Annotated in this window: 19 protein-coding genes, 1 tRNA gene and 1 pseudogene; 16 read left to right on the top strand and 5 right to left on the bottom strand. The window is 61.4% G+C overall.

Annotation, left to right across the window (positions count from 1 at the left end):
- Positions 1-86 precede the first annotated feature (86 nt).
- Complete coding sequence (locus tag MUU54_RS18300) at positions 87-719, top strand: tyrosine-type recombinase/integrase (RefSeq protein ID WP_247245453.1); 633 nt, start codon at positions 87-89, stop codon at positions 717-719.
- 124 nt (positions 720-843) lie between these two features.
- Here MUU54_RS18300 and MUU54_RS18295 read toward each other — a convergent pair whose 3' ends face one another.
- Positions 844-1,128: a hypothetical protein gene (locus tag MUU54_RS18295; RefSeq protein ID WP_247245452.1), complete on the bottom strand. Its 285-nt coding sequence runs from the start codon at positions 1,126-1,128 to the stop codon at positions 844-846.
- A 351-nt stretch (positions 1,129-1,479) separates the two neighbouring features.
- Between MUU54_RS18295 and MUU54_RS18290 the strand changes: the two genes are divergently transcribed.
- Positions 1,480-2,121, top strand: a complete 642-nt coding sequence (locus MUU54_RS18290) for an exopolysaccharide biosynthesis protein (RefSeq protein WP_247245451.1) — start codon at positions 1,480-1,482, stop codon at positions 2,119-2,121.
- 5 nt (positions 2,122-2,126) lie between these two features.
- Here MUU54_RS18290 and MUU54_RS18285 read toward each other — a convergent pair whose 3' ends face one another.
- A complete protein-coding gene (locus MUU54_RS18285) occupies positions 2,127-2,411 on the bottom strand; it encodes a hypothetical protein (RefSeq protein ID WP_247245450.1) in 285 nt (94 codons plus the stop codon).
- A 153-nt stretch (positions 2,412-2,564) separates the two neighbouring features.
- On the opposite strand from MUU54_RS18285, the gene MUU54_RS18280 reads away from it, so the two are divergent.
- Both MUU54_RS18280 and MUU54_RS18275 read left to right on the top strand, forming a co-directional pair.
- A tRNA-Asn gene (locus tag MUU54_RS18280) sits at positions 2,565-2,639 on the top strand.
- Between the two features lie 577 nt (positions 2,640-3,216).
- A complete protein-coding gene (locus MUU54_RS18275) occupies positions 3,217-4,326 on the top strand; it encodes a sensor histidine kinase (protein WP_247245449.1) in 1,110 nt (369 codons plus the stop codon).
- 247 nt (positions 4,327-4,573) lie between these two features.
- Here the strand turns inward: MUU54_RS18275 and MUU54_RS18270 are convergent.
- A pseudogene (locus MUU54_RS18270) lies at positions 4,574-4,729 on the bottom strand (integrase); the annotation flags it as partial.
- Between the two features lie 176 nt (positions 4,730-4,905).
- Here MUU54_RS18270 and MUU54_RS18265 point away from each other — a divergent pair.
- From MUU54_RS18265 to MUU54_RS18225, 9 genes are all read left to right on the top strand, one after another.
- On the top strand, positions 4,906-5,379 hold the full coding sequence (locus tag MUU54_RS18265; protein WP_247245448.1) for a hypothetical protein: 474 nt from the start codon (positions 4,906-4,908) through the stop codon (positions 5,377-5,379).
- Between the two features lie 160 nt (positions 5,380-5,539).
- Positions 5,540-5,800 carry a hypothetical protein gene (locus tag MUU54_RS18260; RefSeq protein ID WP_247245447.1) on the top strand — a complete coding sequence of 87 codons (261 nt, stop codon included), beginning with the start codon at positions 5,540-5,542 and terminating at the stop codon, positions 5,798-5,800.
- 123 nt (positions 5,801-5,923) lie between these two features.
- Entirely contained in the window at positions 5,924-6,316 is a 393-nt protein-coding gene (locus MUU54_RS18255; RefSeq protein ID WP_247245446.1) for a DUF1236 domain-containing protein, read from the top strand.
- 132 nt (positions 6,317-6,448) lie between these two features.
- Complete coding sequence (locus MUU54_RS18250; RefSeq protein WP_247245445.1) at positions 6,449-6,718, top strand: hypothetical protein; 270 nt, start codon at positions 6,449-6,451, stop codon at positions 6,716-6,718.
- A 608-nt stretch (positions 6,719-7,326) separates the two neighbouring features.
- Positions 7,327-8,364: a cysteine synthase A gene (locus tag MUU54_RS18245; protein ID WP_247245444.1), complete on the top strand. Its 1,038-nt coding sequence runs from the start codon at positions 7,327-7,329 to the stop codon at positions 8,362-8,364.
- Positions 8,365-8,366: 2 nt separating this feature from the next.
- Positions 8,367-9,104, top strand: a complete 738-nt coding sequence (locus MUU54_RS18240; protein ID WP_247245443.1) for an alanyl-tRNA editing protein — start codon at positions 8,367-8,369, stop codon at positions 9,102-9,104.
- 21 nt (positions 9,105-9,125) lie between these two features.
- Positions 9,126-9,986, top strand: a complete 861-nt coding sequence (gene sseA, locus MUU54_RS18235; RefSeq protein ID WP_247245442.1) for a 3-mercaptopyruvate sulfurtransferase — start codon at positions 9,126-9,128, stop codon at positions 9,984-9,986.
- A gap of 4 nt (positions 9,987-9,990) precedes the next feature.
- Positions 9,991-10,548, top strand: coding sequence for a GNAT family N-acetyltransferase (locus MUU54_RS18230; protein ID WP_312038845.1), 558 nt, complete (start codon positions 9,991-9,993; stop codon positions 10,546-10,548).
- Between the two features lie 71 nt (positions 10,549-10,619).
- Positions 10,620-11,099, top strand: a complete 480-nt coding sequence (locus MUU54_RS18225; protein ID WP_247245440.1) for a DUF1203 domain-containing protein — start codon at positions 10,620-10,622, stop codon at positions 11,097-11,099.
- Positions 11,100-11,146: 47 nt separating this feature from the next.
- On the opposite strand, the gene MUU54_RS18220 is transcribed toward MUU54_RS18225, so the two are convergent.
- Both MUU54_RS18220 and ald read right to left on the bottom strand, forming a co-directional pair.
- Complete coding sequence (locus tag MUU54_RS18220; protein ID WP_247245439.1) at positions 11,147-11,821, bottom strand: PadR family transcriptional regulator; 675 nt, start codon at positions 11,819-11,821, stop codon at positions 11,147-11,149.
- A 148-nt stretch (positions 11,822-11,969) separates the two neighbouring features.
- Complete coding sequence (gene ald, locus MUU54_RS18215) at positions 11,970-13,088, bottom strand: alanine dehydrogenase (RefSeq protein WP_247245438.1); 1,119 nt, start codon at positions 13,086-13,088, stop codon at positions 11,970-11,972.
- Positions 13,089-13,243: 155 nt separating this feature from the next.
- On the opposite strand from ald, the gene MUU54_RS18210 reads away from it, so the two are divergent.
- From MUU54_RS18210 to MUU54_RS18200, 3 genes are all read left to right on the top strand, one after another.
- Entirely contained in the window at positions 13,244-13,705 is a 462-nt protein-coding gene (locus tag MUU54_RS18210; protein ID WP_247245437.1) for an Lrp/AsnC family transcriptional regulator, read from the top strand.
- 112 nt (positions 13,706-13,817) lie between these two features.
- A complete protein-coding gene (locus MUU54_RS18205; RefSeq protein WP_247245436.1) occupies positions 13,818-14,156 on the top strand; it encodes a PilZ domain-containing protein in 339 nt (112 codons plus the stop codon).
- Between the two features lie 96 nt (positions 14,157-14,252).
- Entirely contained in the window at positions 14,253-16,238 is a 1,986-nt protein-coding gene (locus MUU54_RS18200; RefSeq protein WP_247245435.1) for a bifunctional 2',3'-cyclic-nucleotide 2'-phosphodiesterase/3'-nucleotidase, read from the top strand.
- Positions 16,239-16,263 lie beyond the last annotated feature (25 nt).

Genomic DNA, 16,263 nt, shown 5'->3' with positions numbered 1-16,263 from the left:
GGCAATCCAGGCTCCGACTTCGCCGCGGTGTTTGATGTTCGGCGCGATGCTGCCGCTGACGCGACCAGGCCAGATACCATCGCCTAGTGTCGCCCTTCCGTGCCCATTCCGATGGGCATGACACGGCCACGCCGGCAGAGCTCGAGCAGTTCATCACGCACCACGGGATCGGCTCAAAGGCCGTGCTCTATCTGTCGGTAGCCATATACACGGGACTCAGAGTGTCTGATCTTGCGGTTCTCGGCCCGCAGCATCGTCGCGCTGACGCCTTCCACCTAAGGCTCTTCAAGAACCGAAACAGAACGCCCGTCGATCTCATCGTGCCGCTGCATCCGATCCTTGAAATCGTACTCGCCACGCATAAGGTCACCGCTCTGACATACCTGGTGACTGAATTCGGCAAGCCGTTCAGCGTGAAGGGGCTGGGCAACCGGATCTCGTACTGGTTCAGGCAGGCGCACTTGCCGCACCTGACGTCGCATTCTGTGAGGAAGGGGCTTGCCACGGACGTCGCTCAAAACGAGGCGACGGACAGCATGCTCGAAGCGATGTTCGGGTGGCGGGACGCGAAGACGTCGAAGATCTACACGCGCAATGCAGAGCGTGCCCGCCTGGCAAGGCAGACGGTCGCGAAGATCAGCTGGTATGGGATCGGGAGCAAGCTGCTGACGCCCGATGAAGCCGACGAAGGTGTGGCAGGGTGTGGCAGCGGCGATTGATATCGCTTGGAAACTATTTCAGTCCAAGTGTGGCCGAGAGAGGCGTAAGCTAGCAGGAACTCTAAATTTTCCCACTCCGGGCAAGGCCTCCAACCAAGAACAACCCGAACGCCGTATAAGCCCCTCATCCCGGCCAATACGCATCTGCCCGATAATCCGCCGGGATCTCCTTCAGCGCCGTGAGCCGTTCCGCAACGAATTCGATCTGCATCGCCAGATAGCGCAGCTCGCGCGGCATTCTGATCCCGGTTGCAAGCTCGCGAGTGCGCCAGCGGTCGTAATCGAGCCGCTTCAGCCGCCGGTCGGCTTCGCGGCGGACATCGGCCTTTCGCGGCGAGAAGCCGGGCACCTCGACGTCCGTCAGTTCGCGCAGCGTGTCACGCCCGCCTTCGATCACTCTCAGATTCATTCGAAACCTCGTCGCCATGACTGCGAATCTCGACGATTCGCGGGCGGCGCGGCAAGCACGAATTCTCGCCGATGATTCTTGGCGCCGGGTGGGGATCTTTGGTAAGATCGTCCTGTCGAACGGCGGGGGAGGACTGCCGAACGGCAGATGCGGGAGGAGAAACTTCGATGGCGTATCTGGACGTCGTGACGGCCATCAATCCGGTGGTTCTTGCCATCCTGGCGATCGTTCTACTCTGCGGGGCCTTCGACCGATGGATGCAGCCGAAATAGCGCCGCCAGCGGCCGCGGCTTTGCTGCGGCGCGCAATCCTGCTATCCATCCGCTCTCTTTTCAGACGAGGGACGCGGCAATGCAGGATACATTCGAGTTCAAGGACAGCTCCGCCTCTCTGAGCGCGACCCTTCGCGGCGTGATCGGCCGGATCGCCGGGAACTCTGTGACGCTGCGCGAGCTGATGGCGGAAGTCGGCGAGCACGGGTTGCTTCTGATGTGCGCGCTGGCCTCCCTGCCCTTCCTGATTCCCGTCTCGATCCCCGGCGTCAGCACCGTCTTCGGTTTCGCGATCATCCTGATCAGCCTGTCGATCACCTTCAACCGCCTGCCATGGCTTCCGAAGCGCATCCTCGACCGGCGGCTCGACACGACGAAGCTCGTGCCGGCACTGGAAAAGGGCGCCAGCATCGTCTCGCGACTCGACGCCTATATCAAGCCGCGCATGGCGGGCTTCGTCGCGGGTGCCGTGATGAATCGGCTGAACGGACTTGCGATCGCCTTCGGCGGCGTACTGTTGATGTTTCCTCTGGGTTTCGTGCCGCTGTCGAACACGCTGCCCGGCATTGCCATCCTGCTACTGGCGACCGGCATGATCCAGCGCGACGGGCTGATCGTTGCGGCGGGTTACGCCTTCCTCATCTTCACCGTGATCTATTTCGTGGCGCTCGGCTATCTTGCCTTTAGCGCCGGCCAGGGACTAGCGGAAATTCTCCAATAATCGGGTCATCTGTCTCTTCCCCGCGTCTGCCGGCGGCGCTGCCACCAAACGACGGCCTGCCTGCGCCGGCGTCGGACGAAATGCAGGTCATGGGACAGCACGAGGATGCCGAGCGGCAGCATCCAGAAGCCGAGGATCGGCAGGAAGCCCAGCGTCCCGGCTATGATCAGCGTACCGCCGATCCCGATCCGGCCGGCGCGCGAACGCGGCATCGGGATCTGCCACGAACCGAGCGCCAACCGGCCGCTGTCGGGGTCCATACCGAAGCGTACCTTCTTTCGTTCCTTCATTAATGCCTGAAGCCTCATAACCTCTGCCATAACGGCTGCAGATGGGGCGAGAACTGTGGCAAAACAAGCAAGCCGCATTTTTTTCGAAAAAGCCCTTGGCAAACGGGCAAAGCATTTGTATTACCCCGCTCACCGCCGCCACATAGCGGTTGTTCCCTGGTAGCTCAGCGGTAGAGCATTCGACTGTTAATCGACAGGTCGCCGGTTCGAATCCGGCCCGGGGAGCCAAATTCTTCCAAAGCCGCGATTTTCTCGCGGCTTTTTTATTCGCAAAATCAGTCACGCTTGCTGGTGCTCTTATCTTGTCGACACTAAGGCGGTTGATGAAGCCCTGCAGATCCCCCAGCACCTCGGGATGTCACGCAATCAGCTTTGCCAATCATGCGCCATCGCTTTGATTAGTACCTGAGTAGGCTTGATCGAAACAGGCCTGCGCCACCGTCGTTGAATGTGTTCACTGGCGGACGCACGCCCGATCACTGTAAGGTCATCTGGAATGGGGCCGAAAGCCGCCATTTCAACAACGATCTGCATGTGACTGACATAGGGTGGTAAGCCGTCTGTCCGCTGCTGGGCAACCACCGTATAATGCGGACATTAGCACGCTTGCCGCGGCAATTGAAAATCATCCGGCGAATGACGTTCGGGCCACTCCTTCACAGGCGCATAGAATGAAGTCTACTGGTGGTTCATGTGCCGGTTTAAAGACGAGGTTGATGCACTACCACATATGTCCTAACAATGGTTGGCACCCGCCCATGGATGGCTGTAGCGGTCGATACCTGTCAAAAGTGAAAGCACCGCCTTGAACGTTGAACCGAGTATCATTCCCGAAGACGAGCCGCAGCGCGTTGCTGCGGTAAAGCGTTACGACATACTCGACACGCCGGCGGACGGATCGTTCGACCGGATCACTGCCATCGCCGCCCGCCGTTTCAAGGTGCCGATCTCCATCATCAGCATTGTGGATCACGACCGCATCTGGTTCAAGTCGCACCACGGCGTACCGGTGGAGCAGATCGGACGCGATCCGGGGCTGTGCGCCTCCGCCATTCTGTCTGCGGACCCCTACATCCTTACCGACGCCAAGGTCGATCCCCGCTCCCTCGCGAACCCACTGGTTGCGGGGGAGTTCGGGCTCCGGTTCTATGCAGGTGTTCCGCTACGGACCAGCGATGGCTACAATCTTGGTACGCTGTGCATCATCGACAAGGAAGTTCGTCCAATAACTGAGGGCCAGATTGATGAGCTCAGAGACCTTGCCTCGGTGGTGATGGACCAAATGGAACTGCGCTTATCCGCACGGCAGGCGGTCGCCAAAGCGGAAATCATGGCTCGTGAGATCGACCACCGCGTCAAGAACAGCCTTCAGTTCGTTTCGGCTATGCTGAACATGCAGGGTCGTCTGCCCGATCTTCCGCCTGCCGCCTCGGAGCAGTTGCAGATGGCGGCAAATCGTGTGGGGGCGGTTGCCCGGGTTCACCAGAACTTCTACACCGAAGCTGCCGACGAGATATCCTGCGTGGGTTTCCTGCGTCGGTTGTGCGGCGATCTCTCCCACATCCTCGACAAGCTCGTGAAGGTGGATGGCGATGAAGGGAACGTTCCCACGGAAAGCATCCAGCCAATTGGTCTAATTGTGAATGAGCTTGTCACCAACGCTGCTAAGCACGGCGCGACAGAGATCAACGTTGCCTACGAGTTCAGGGGTGGCGCTCACCAACTCAGCGTCAGGGACGACGGCAACGGCTTGCCCGTTGGTTTCGATCTGGACCGCAACTCAGGCGGTCTTGGAATGAAGGTGGTCAAGGCTCTCGCGAACCAACTCAGCGGACATGTTTCTGCCGCTCCCAACCCTGGTGATAGGGGTTGCTGCTTCACAGTGGTGTTCTGCGACCAGCGATTCTTAAACTGACGTCCTGTGCTTGCTCCTATAGCCGACTGCTTGCCTGCGAGAGCTTGATCGTACCTGCATCCGACTCCGATTAAGTCCATGATCGGTGCCACTTGATGGCGGTTTTGGAGTCACGGAGGAAACTGAGCTAACGTTCGAGATGAGGTCGGGAGCATACCTTCATGGGCGCTTCCAGGAATGTCCGCAAAGAAGGCGCGAAGCGGAAGCCATCTGATCGCCTGAAATCCGCTGACAAACGCTGTCATACTAGAGTGGTCGTGATCGCCGGCTTCCGCCGTAGACCAATGGCTGCCAGCCACTCGTCAACCAGCCGAGCATATTGGCGAGTGCCGAGGTGGTCGGCGTGATCGATCCGACCAGGAAAGGCAAAGTCATCGAGCGGCCCTCCCCTCCGCTCAAGCCATGCACCCCTAGTTTGCCAGCTCAGGCGATGCGATAACCGCCGTCAACCGGCAGCGTCACGCCGGTCACGAATCTAGACATCCATGTCTTGAACCGAAAGCACCTGTTCGCCGAGGGCGCTGGAACCAGACCCCATTTCGCGTGGTTGGGGCAGCAACCGACATGGAGGTGTCCCCAATGAAGATCATGCTCACGACCGCAGCCATTCTCGCCCTCAGCGCAACTACGCCGTTTGCCCAAAACCAGCCGGCGCAGCAAAGCCAGGGGCAGGCCCAGTCGCAACAAGATGGGGGAAACTTCCCATCTGTGCAGCCGCCACCGCCGCCGAGCCTCGACAATCAGCAGCAGCAGGTGAGCGGCTCGCAACGCCCAGGTGGCGACCGTATGATGGGCCACCACCGCGGTTGGCATGGCGGCCGTACGGCAAGCATCTCGGTCGAGGCCGCAGGAGCGAAGGTCAAAGTCCGCTGCGGCGCCGACCAGTCGAGCGACGAGTGTGTCGAGATGGTCGGGCGACTGCTCGACCAGGTACAGCAATCGGCGAACGAGGGCGACCGCAGCGACCGCGACCGGTACAGCCGCCGCGATTCCAGGTGGGATGACCGTGACCGCGATCGGTACGGTGACCGCGACCGGCGCTGGAGGGAGTAGGTTTACGGGTCGCCGGGGGGATCATGCGATCTGCAACTGTCCTGGCGACCGTTCTTCCGCTTAGCCCGCGAGCAGCATAGTCTCGTCCTCGCACACATGGCTTGTCCTGAAACCTTGATCTTCTTCCAGGTTTGGGATGGGCTCGCACGGGAGCTGCGAAATGAAGACCTTCGCATCTTTTTCAATTGCCTTGATGCTGTCAGCCTGCACCACTGCTTCCGGCGGGCCGGAGCCGGTACCCGGCAGCCTCACCTATGGGGGGCAGCCGGCGACGCGACTGACGAAGGCGCCCGTCGGCAGCACCGTCACCCACCGCTTCCGCGACCAGTTCTCACAGCTCTATGGCGAGCGCTACATCATCCAGCCAGACCGGTCGCTCAAGCTCGTCAGCCGTGAGCGGATTGAATATCCGGACGACTGAAGGTGGCACCTGCGGCATCTCGCTGAACCGGTTCTTCTCGGTGCAGCGCTCGACGGCTGCACGGAACGAAGTTCAAGCACCCGCGTTCATTGGCGCATTGGCTCACACGAAGAGGAGATCGCCATGAAGAAACTGGTTCTGATTGCTGCCGCCGCAGGCCTTGCCGCGACCGGCGCCATCGCGCAGGAAGGCACTGTCAGCGGCGCTGCAGGCGGCGCTGTTACGGGCGCCATCGTCGGCGGCCCGATCGGCGCTGCAGTCGGCGGCATTGTTGGTGCCGCCGCAGGCACGGCGATCGATCCGCCGCCGGAACGCGTCGTGACCTATGTCCGCCAGCAGCCTGTGCCCGCACAGCCGGTGATGGTCCAGCAGGAAGTCGTCGTTGGCCAGCCGCTGCCGCAGACGGTCGTGCTGACGCCGGTCCCCGAGACCCCGGCCTACGCCTATGCCTATGTCAACGAGCGCCGCGTGATCGTCGATCCGCAGACCTACACGGTCGTGCAGGTTCTCGACTAACACCAGCGCCTAAGCCCCCAGCTGAAGCCCCTGCCCTCGTGCAGGGGCTTTTTGTTTGGGGTCTGCGTCGGGGACCGGAACCTTTCGGGACGCCCCGGCGTCAGGCGGAAGACAACATCAAGGAGGACATCCATGCATACCTATCAGCGCTATTCACCTCACGCCACCCGGCCGGGCGCCATCGTCGTCAGGCTCTACCGCTCCGGCGGCGAGATCCGCGGCTATATCCGCGAGGTTGCGGAGCCGCAGACGGACGACACTATCTTTCCAGGCGAGGAGATGGAGCCGGAGGTTGCCTTCCGTATGGCCGACAACAAGAACCGCGACACGAACCAGCCTGTCTTCGTAGAGCTCACCGAGGGCGTGACGTGGGATCCGGCCTGGGGCGAGATCGCCAAATGAACTGCTACATCTTTAGCAACATCTGACGGAACGACTTTGTCTGTCGGGGTTACGTAGCCCCCCCAATACAAATGCCGGATGATCTGGCACCCAGGGAGGAAATACAACAATGATTACGAAGCTTCTTACCGTCTCTGCTTTCACCCTTGCTCTTGCCACGGGCGCGATGGCTCAGACAAGACGCCAGCGACTCCTCCGGAGCGGCGGGCGACACGGGCACGAGCACTTCAAACGACTCCGGTTCCACCGCAGGTAGTGCTGACGCAAGCACGTCGGAAGGTGCTTCGAGCGCTAACGATTCCAACACAGCCGGCAACTCACTTGACGACGACGATTGCACCGATGCAAGCTCCGAACAGACTGCTTCGACCAGCAGCAATACTACACCTGAGATCGCATGCGCTGACCAAGGCAGGGCAACTTCCACATCAGGCCGATCCTAATGACCGGCGCCGGTCCTAGTGACCGGCCTTTGTCGACACATTGTTTCAAGTCGCGACAGAAAAATCTCCAGCAAGGCGTCAGAGGAGAAACGACATTTCTTGTCTGCCGCAGCTTGCCGGCGGAAAAGAGCGGATTTACATCTGGCCCAACAGAAGGCTTCTTTCATGACCCTGCATCACTCCGTCCTCGACGCCATCGGCAACACCCCGCTCATCCGCCTTAAGGCCGCGTCGGAGGCGACAGGTTGCGAAATCCTTGGCAAGGCGGAATTTCTCAACCCAGGCCAGTCGGTTAAGGATCGGGCAGCGCTCTTCATCATCCGCGATGCGGAACGCAAGGGCCAGTTGAAGCCGGGCGGCATCATCGTCGAGGGGACGGCCGGAAACACCGGCATTGGGCTCACGCTGGTTGCCAAGGCTCTCGGCTATCGCACCGTCATCGTCATCCCGGAGACCCAGAGCCAGGAAAAGAAGGATGCGCTGAAGCTGCTCGGTGCCGAGCTTGTCGAAGTACCGGCTGTCCCCTACCGCAACCCGAACAACTACGTGAAGGTCTCCGGGCGGCTGGCGGAGGAACTGGCGAAGACGGAGCCTGCCGGCGCGATCTGGGCGAACCAGTTCGACAATGTCGCCAACCGCGACGCCCATGTGGACACGACGGCGGTCGAGATCCTTGAGCAGACCGGTGGCAAGGTCGACGGCTTCATCTGCGCCGTCGGCTCCGGCGGCACACTGGCGGGCGTCGCCAAGGGGCTGCGGGCAAAGAAGCCCGGCATGAAGATTGGCCTTGCCGATCCAGAGGGCGCTGCACTTTATGAATATTACGCCCATGGCGAATTGAAGTCCGAAGGCTCCTCCATCACCGAAGGCATCGGCCAGGGCCGCATCACCGCCAATCTCGAAGGCTTCACCCCCGACCACGCCTACCGGATCAGCGACGCAGAAGCACTGCCGATCATCTTCGACCTGGTCGAGCACGAGGGCCTGTGCCTCGGCGGCTCTTCCGGCATCAACATTGCCGGGGCCATCCGTCTGGCCAAAGATCTCGGCCCGGGGCACACCATCGTCACCATCCTCTGCGACTACGGCAACCGTTATCAGTCGAAGCTGTTCAACCCTGAGTTCCTGCGCTCGAAGGACCTGCCCGTGCCGCAATGGCTGACGACGATGACGGACATCAGAATTCCCTTCGAGACTGCCTGACCATGCCCACCCATGCCCTTTTCCGCGAGGACTTCTACTTGCAGAGCACGGATGCGACGGTCACCTCGGTCCACGAGGACGGCGGCATTGAACTGGATCGGACCTGCTTCTACGCAACCTCCGGAGGCCAGCCAGGCGACATGGGTCACCTGGAGCGTACCGATGGCAGCGTGATCCGCCTCGGCCAAACGAGGAATGGCGCGACCAAGGACATCATCTTGCACATGCCGCTCGGCGGCGAACCGCAGCCGGTAGTTGGCGAGACGATTCGGCTGCAAATCGACTGGGAGCGCCGGCACCGGCTGATGCGCATGCACACCGCCTGTCATCTGCTGTCGGTGGTCTGCACCTTTCCGATCACCGGCGCAGCCGTCGGCGAAGATGAATCGCGCGTCGATTTTGACATGAGCGAGACGATCGACAAGCATGAGGTGACGGCGATGCTGATGGCGCTGGTGGAAGCCGACCACCCGGTCTACCTCCAGTGGATCACCGACGAGGAGCTGGCGGCCAATCCCGGCATCGTCAAATCGAAGAACGTACGTCCGCCGGTCGGCCTCGGACGGGTCAGCCTCGTCTGCATCGGCGAGAACTCCAGCGTTGACAGTCAGCCCTGCGGCGGCACACATGTGGCACGCACTGGTGAGATCGGTGTGATCCACATCGCCAAGATCGAGAAGAAGGGCAAGGAGAACCGGCGGTTCCGCATCCGGTTCGGCGATGCCCCCGCCGATATCTGAACCCTGACCAGGAGGCATTCCATGAGCCAGTCCAGCCGTTTCGTCGTTTCCTCTGAATGGCTCGAGCGGGAACTGGGCGCGCCGGACCTTCGCATCGTCGACGCCTCCTTCTACCTTCCTGCGCAAAAACGGGACGCCGACGCCGAATACGCCGCCGGCCACATTCCGGGCGCCGTCCGTTTCGACCACGATGTGGTTGCGGATCATTCGACCGAGCTTCCTCACATGGTGCCCTCGCCCGAGGTGTTCGCCGAAGCCGTCGGCCGGATGGGAATCAGAGAAAAGGACCGCATCGTCATCTATGACGGGCCCGGCATATTTTCTGCACCGCGCGGCTGGTGGTTGTTCCGCACGATGGGCGCACAGAACGTCTTCGTGCTCGATGGCGGGCTGGACGGCTGGAAGGCAGAGGGTCGTCCGCTCGAGACCGAGATCCCCTCACCTGCACCGGCAGAATTCACGCCCTCATTCAAACCGGAGAAGGTCGTCGATATCGAGGCGATGAAGGCGATCGTCGATGGGCGAACCAGTCAGGTTGCGGACGCCCGCAGCGCGGCCCGCTTCACCGCTGCCGAGCCGGAGCCGCGCCAGGGCCTGCGGTGCGGACACATGCCGGGCGCGCGGAACCTGCCCTCGTCGATCTTCTCGGCCGATGGCAAACTGAAGCCGGTACCGGAGTTGCGCACCCTTCTTCAGGATGCCGGACTGGATCTCGATCGCCCGGTGGTCACAAGCTGCGGCTCCGGCGTCACGGCGGCGATCATCGCGCTTGCGCTGGAGTCGGTGGGACACGAGGACAACGCTCTCTATGACGGATCCTGGACGGAGTGGGGCGCACGCAGCGACACGCCCGTGGTCACCGGTCCCGCGACGGACGATTGAGTCGATGCCGAAGAAGCCGCAAGCTCTGAGAGCGCATGTCACGCAGCTTGAGATGACCGCGCCTCCGAAAGTGTCCCTGCCCGTTCCTGTGAACCTGCAGACGGCGGTGATCCGCGCGCCGGAAATCCCCCTGCACTTCTATCGTTACCTCTACCGGCAGGTCGGCAAGCGCTGGCACTGGTACAACCGCCTGAGGCTGAGCGATGCGCAGCTGTCGCAGTTCATCCACCATCCGCGCGTATCGGTCACCGTACTTTATGTGAACGGCGCTCCGGCAGGGTTCTTCGAGCTGTCGAAGGAAAGCGATACGCTGACCGAGCTCTCCTATTTCGGACTCTTCGAGCACGCGATCGGTCTGGGCATCGGCAAGTGGTTCCTGCTCCAGGCGCTCTATGCCGCCTGGCAGGACATGCCGGAAAAGGTCACGGTCACGACGAACACGCTCGATCATCCCCGTGCGCTCCAGCTTTACCAGATGATGGGCTTCTCTCCGGTCTCCACCAGCGAGGCGATCGTCCAGCCGATGACTGACCAGGAGCTTTTTCGCGCCCTCGACGGTTGACGCAGGTTTCGGGTGGCGTGCATTGCTGACAGAGTGATTCATTCGGCAGACACAACGATGGAGTCTGCCAGATGAACACGCCAATCTTCAGCGCCATTCCGACTGACCACGCCAAGACTCTGTGGTCCGGCTCGCCGGATGCCTATGACCGTCTCCCGGAGCGGATGATCTCGCCTGGCGGCGGAATGCCCTGCCGCCACTGCCTTCGACACATCGAGAAGGGCGAGGAACTGCTCGTCCTGGCCTATCGCCCCTTCCCGGCATTGCAGCCTTACGCCGAGACCGGGCCGATCTTCCTGCATGCCAAGCCCTGCAGCCGCTACAATGATCGGGCGGAGATACCTCCGATCCTGTCGAGCCCCGACTACATCGTCCGCGGCTATGGCATCGATGATCGGATCGTCTATGGCAGCGGCGCGGTAACGCCGACCGAGAGACTGGTCGAGCGAGCCGAGGAACTGCTGGCGCAAGCGAGCATCAGCTATCTGCATGTGCGGTCGGCGCGAAACAATTGCTACCAGTGCCGCATCGAGCGGTCGGAACAGGGCTGACAAACACTGGTGCGCCGGATTGCGCATCAGCGTTCGCACATCGTTGATCAGCCTTCGGAAGCTGTGCTCCGGGGGCTGACCGCGTCAAGGTCGTCGGCAACCTTCAGAAGCAGCTTGACGATCTCGCCGCTCTTCGTCTCGTCAGTCTCCAGCTTGCTGGCGATAGTTTCGCGCAGGTTCAACAGGGCAGCGTCGACACTGCGGGGAAGGTGGGGGCCTGCCTCGCGGACGCGCTCATGGCGCTCCTGCTTCTGCTTGATCCGGTCGGCAATCTGCGCCAGACGATTGAGGATACCCGTAGCAAAGCTGCGGTTTTCCTCCAGGTGGCTGCGGCCCTCGTCTGTGATGATATAGCGCTTCTTGTTGCCGTCCTGCTCCGAGACGACGTAACCCGCCTCCTCCAGATAGGTCAGCGTCGGGTAGACCACGCCGGGGCTCGGCGCATAGAAGCCATAGGTCATGTCCTCGATGTGCTTGATGATTTCGTAGCCATGACGCGGCTCCTTCTCGATCAGCGCGAGCACCAGCAGCCTCAGATCGCCTTGCATCAAGAAACGGCCGATGCGGCCGTCGCCTTCATCGCCAAATCCCCGGCCACCGCCAGAACCGCCGCGGCCTCCGCGCCCGAATGAGCCACCGCGCATTGCGAAGAGCTCGTTAAACCCGCCGCGTCCTCTGCCTTCCCGGCAAGAGGACCAATTACCGTATCCATGTCCAGACATTCTTGTCTCCTTCGAATCTAAAACGATATATCGAAGATAGCACGAATCCTGGCCGCTTCAAGATATATCTAAACCATATCTTTCCTTCGCGTGATAAAAAGAAGCCGGGCCAGCCGGCCCGGCTCACGCTGTCAACGATTTAACGGCTTCAGGCGACGTTCAGCGCGCTCTCCGGCGCCACGGCGTCATGGCCAAGCGCCTCGGCAACCGCGTGGTTCGTCAGTCGGCCCTTATGCACGTTCAGCCCGTTGCGCAGGTGCTTGTCCTCGGCGATAGCACGCAGACCCCGATCGGCGAGCGCCAGACCATAATGCAGCGTCGCGTTGTTCAGCGCCTGGGCCGAGGTCACCGGGACGGCGCCCGGCATGTTGGCGACGCAGTAGTGCACGATGCCGTCCACTTCATAGGTCGGTTCGGAATGTGTGGTCGCATGGGAAGTCTCGAAGCAGCCGCCCTGGTCAATGGCGACGTCCACCATCACGGCACCCTGCTTCATGCCCGACAGCATCTCGCGGGTCACAAGCTTTGGTGCCGCCGCGCCAGGGATCAGAACGGCGCCAATTACGAGATCCGCGGCGAAGACTTCTTCTTCCACGGCATCGATGGTCGAGTAACGGGTATGGACGCGGCCGTTGAAGAGATCGTCCAGCTGGCGCAGACGCGGCAGCGAGCGGTCGATGATGGTCACGTCGGCGCCGAGTCCGACAGCCATCTTGGCGGCATGGAGGCCGACGACGCCGCCGCCGATCACCGCCACCTTTGCCGGCAGAACACCCGGAACGCCCCCGAGCAGGATCCCGCGACCGCCGTTGGCTTTCTGCAGCGCCGTCGCGCCTGCCTGGATGGCGAGGCGTCCGGCCACCTCCGACATCGGCGCCAGCAGCGGAAGCCCGCCCCGCTCGTCGGTTACCGTCTCATAGGCAACGGCCGTGACACCGGAGCCCAGCAAGCCCTTTGTCTGTTCCGGATCGGGCGCCAGGTGAAGATAGGTATAAAGGATCTGGCCCTCGCGCAGCTGCACCCATTCCTGGGGCTGAGGCTCCTTGACCTTTACCAGCATGTCGGCCTTTTCGAAAATCTCCTTGGCTGTCGCGACCACACGCGCACCTGCCGCGCGATAGGTGTCGTCGTCCGCACCGATTCCGGCTCCGGCCTTCGTCTCGATCAGCACCTCGTGGCCATGTGCCACATATTCGCGCACCGCAGCCGGCGTCAGCCCCACACGGTATTCATGGTTTTTGATTTCCTTCGGACATCCGACACGCATTGAAGCGTTCCTCTCATGTGATGGCATTGCGCCTGTTGTTCCCGATGACAGAAAACCAGAGAGGAACGGCAATGTCCTTGCAAAGATGGGTTGGCGGACAAGAGGTTTTCGTCGATGCTTGCGCCGCAGAGCTAGAAAACGGGAGGACCTTGCACATGAACCAGCCGGACGGGATCGATCTGGCGATGCTGCGCGTCCTCCAGCAGGAGGGGCGCATCTCCAACGCCGAGCTGGCCCAGCGGGTCGGGCTGTCGCAATCCGCCTGCTCGCGCCGGCTTGCGGCACTGGAGGCCGACGGCACGATCAGCGGTTATCACGCGCGCCTGTCGAACAAGGCGCTCGACTACAAGATGATGGTCATCGTCCACATTTCGCTGTCCGGCCAGTTCGCCAAGACACTCACTGAGTTCGAGGCGGCGGTAAAGCGCTGCCCGAACGTGCTCGTCTGCTACCTGATGTCGGGCGAATACGATTACATCCTGCGGGTGGCGGCGAAGGATCTTGAGGACTACGAGCGCATACACCGGGACTGGCTCTCGGCCCTGCCTCACGTGGTCAAGATCAATTCAAGCTTTGCTCTGCGCGAAATCATCGACCGGCCGAATGTCGGCCTCTGAAACGCTTTGCGTCCCAGAGCGAGAAAAGCGTTGAATTTTAGTGAAGCCTGCAACGGCCCCTCAACGGAACTACGATATCCTCCAATTCGTGAGACCATTGCGAGGAAGGTCAATGCCATCGAGCAACCTCAACATGAAGGTTCGCGCGGCGCCGCGCAGAAAGACGCGGGTTGCGGGCAAGGTCAGCTATTACGGACAGGCGGTCGAAGGACGGATCGTCGACTTGTCGACCACCGGCTTAGCCCTTGATCTCGTCGGACCCTTTAGAGCCGCAGTCGGTAGCCCGGTGAAAATCGAAAGCGAGGATCTCGGCGTGCTGGACGGTACCGTCAAATGGTCTCACGGCGGGCGCCTCGGCATTGGGCTCCGGCCCAACAGCAACGCCGCCGCACAAGTCGCCGCCTATTTCCGCTTCTTCCACAGGGACGTGAAGCCGGTTCTGACGCGATAGAGGCCAGCGGACAGCTTCTTGTTCAGCGGTCATTTTCCCGATGTACTTCCGTGCGATTGCGCCTAATCTCGGCAAATCGACCATACGGTGTTCTCCATGTCGTCCCACCTCCTCCATCCGATCACTCGCCGCTCGCTGATGGGTGGTGTTGCCGCCACGTCGGCGCTCGTGATGCTGCATCCTTTTGCGGCACGCGCGCAGGCGAACCAGGCGCATCTGCGGATCATGGAAACCACCGATATTCACGTCCACGTCTTCCCTTACGACTATTACGGCGACAAGCCGAACGACACGATGGGCCTTGCGCGCACCGCCTCGATCGTCGACTCGATCCGCGCGGAAGCCGGCAACTCCATGCTGATCGACAACGGCGACTTCCTGCAGGGCAACCCGATGGGCGACTACATCGCCTATGAACGCGGCATGAAGGAAGGCGACCAGCATCCGGTCGTCAAGGCGATGAACGTGCTGGGCTACGATGCCGGAACGCTCGGCAACCACGAGTTTAACTACGGCCTCGACTTCATGTTCAAGGTGCTTTCGGGCGCCGGCTTCCCTTACGTCTGCGCCAACCTCACCAAGGGTCAACTCGCCTCCGACCCGAAGCAGGACGAGCTCTTCTTCAAGCCTTACGTGATCCTCGAAAAGCAGATCCGCGACGGCTCCGGTGCCAAGAGCCCTGTCAAGGTCGGTTTTATCGGCTTCGTGCCGCCGCAGATCATGCTGTGGGACGCCAAGCATCTTGAGAGCAAGGCGCAGACCCGCGACATCGTTGACGCCGCCAAAGCTTGGGTGCCAGCGATGAAGGAAGAAGGTGCCGACATCATCGTAGCACTGTCGCATTCCGGCATCGATGGATCAGGCATGACCGAGCGAATGGAGAACGCTTCGCTCTATCTCGCCGGCGTTGACGGCATCGACGCCGTCTTCACCGGCCACCAGCACCTTGTCTTCCCCGGCCCCAAGGATTTCGAAGGCATTGCCGGCGCGGATGCGGTGAAGGGAACGCTGATGGGCAAGCCCGCCGTCATGGCCGGCTTCTGGGGATCGCACATGGGCCTCATCGACCTGCTGCTCGAAAAGGATGGCAACAGCTGGAAGATCGTCGACTTCACCACGGAGGCGCGGCCGATCTATCATCGTGACGCAGACCGCAAAGTGGTTGCGGACGTTGAGGACAAGCCGGAAGTGCTGGCCGCTGCAAAGGAAGACCACGAGGCGACACTCGCCTATGTCCGCCGCCCGGTCGGCAAGAGCTCGGCACCGCTCTATTCCTATTTCGCTCTCGTCGCTGACGACCCGTCGGTGCAGATCGTCTCCAACGCGCAGACCTGGTACATCAAGAACATGCTGAAGGACGGCGAGTACAAGGGCTACCCGGTCCTTTCGGCCGCAGCTCCTTTCAAGGCCGGCGGACGCGGCGGTCCGGACTACTACACCGATGTTCCTGCGGGTGACATCGCGATCAAGAACGTCGCCGATCTCTACCTCTATCCGAACACCGTGCAGGCCGTGCTGATCACCGGCGAGCAGGTGAAGAACTGGCTGGAAATGTCAGCCGGCATGTTCAATCAGGTCGAACCCGGTGCCAAGGATGCGCCGCTGATCAATGCCGGCTTCCCGTCCTACAACTTCGACGTCATCGATGGCGTCACTTACCAGATCGACCTGTCGCAACCCGCGCGCTTCGACAAGGACGGACAGCTCGTCAATGCCGACGCCAACCGCATCGTCGACCTGCAGTTCCAGGGCAAGCCGATCGACGCGACGCAGAAGTTTGTCGTCGTCACCAACAACTATCGCGCCGGCGGTGGCGGAAAGTTCCCGGAGATCGCCAGCGACAAGGTGATCTTCGTGGCGCCTGACACCAACCGCGACGTGGTAGTCCGCTACATCGTCGATCAGGGCACGATCAACCCGTCGGCGGACGCCAACTGGTCGTTCAAGCCGATGGACGACACCACAGCGATCTTCGAGACTGGTCCGAAGGGTCGCCAGTTCGCCTCCGAGGTCAAAGGCGCCAAGATAGAAGACGCCGGCGACGGCGCAGAGGGTTTCGCCAAGTACCGGCTGGTGCTCTAGTCGCCGACCGTCAAGAACATGCCGA

Source organism: Pseudorhizobium tarimense, assembly GCF_022968135.1.
Classification (GTDB): domain Bacteria; phylum Pseudomonadota; class Alphaproteobacteria; order Rhizobiales; family Rhizobiaceae; genus Neorhizobium; species Neorhizobium tarimense.
This window is presented reverse-complemented; position numbering and strand designations above follow the sequence as displayed.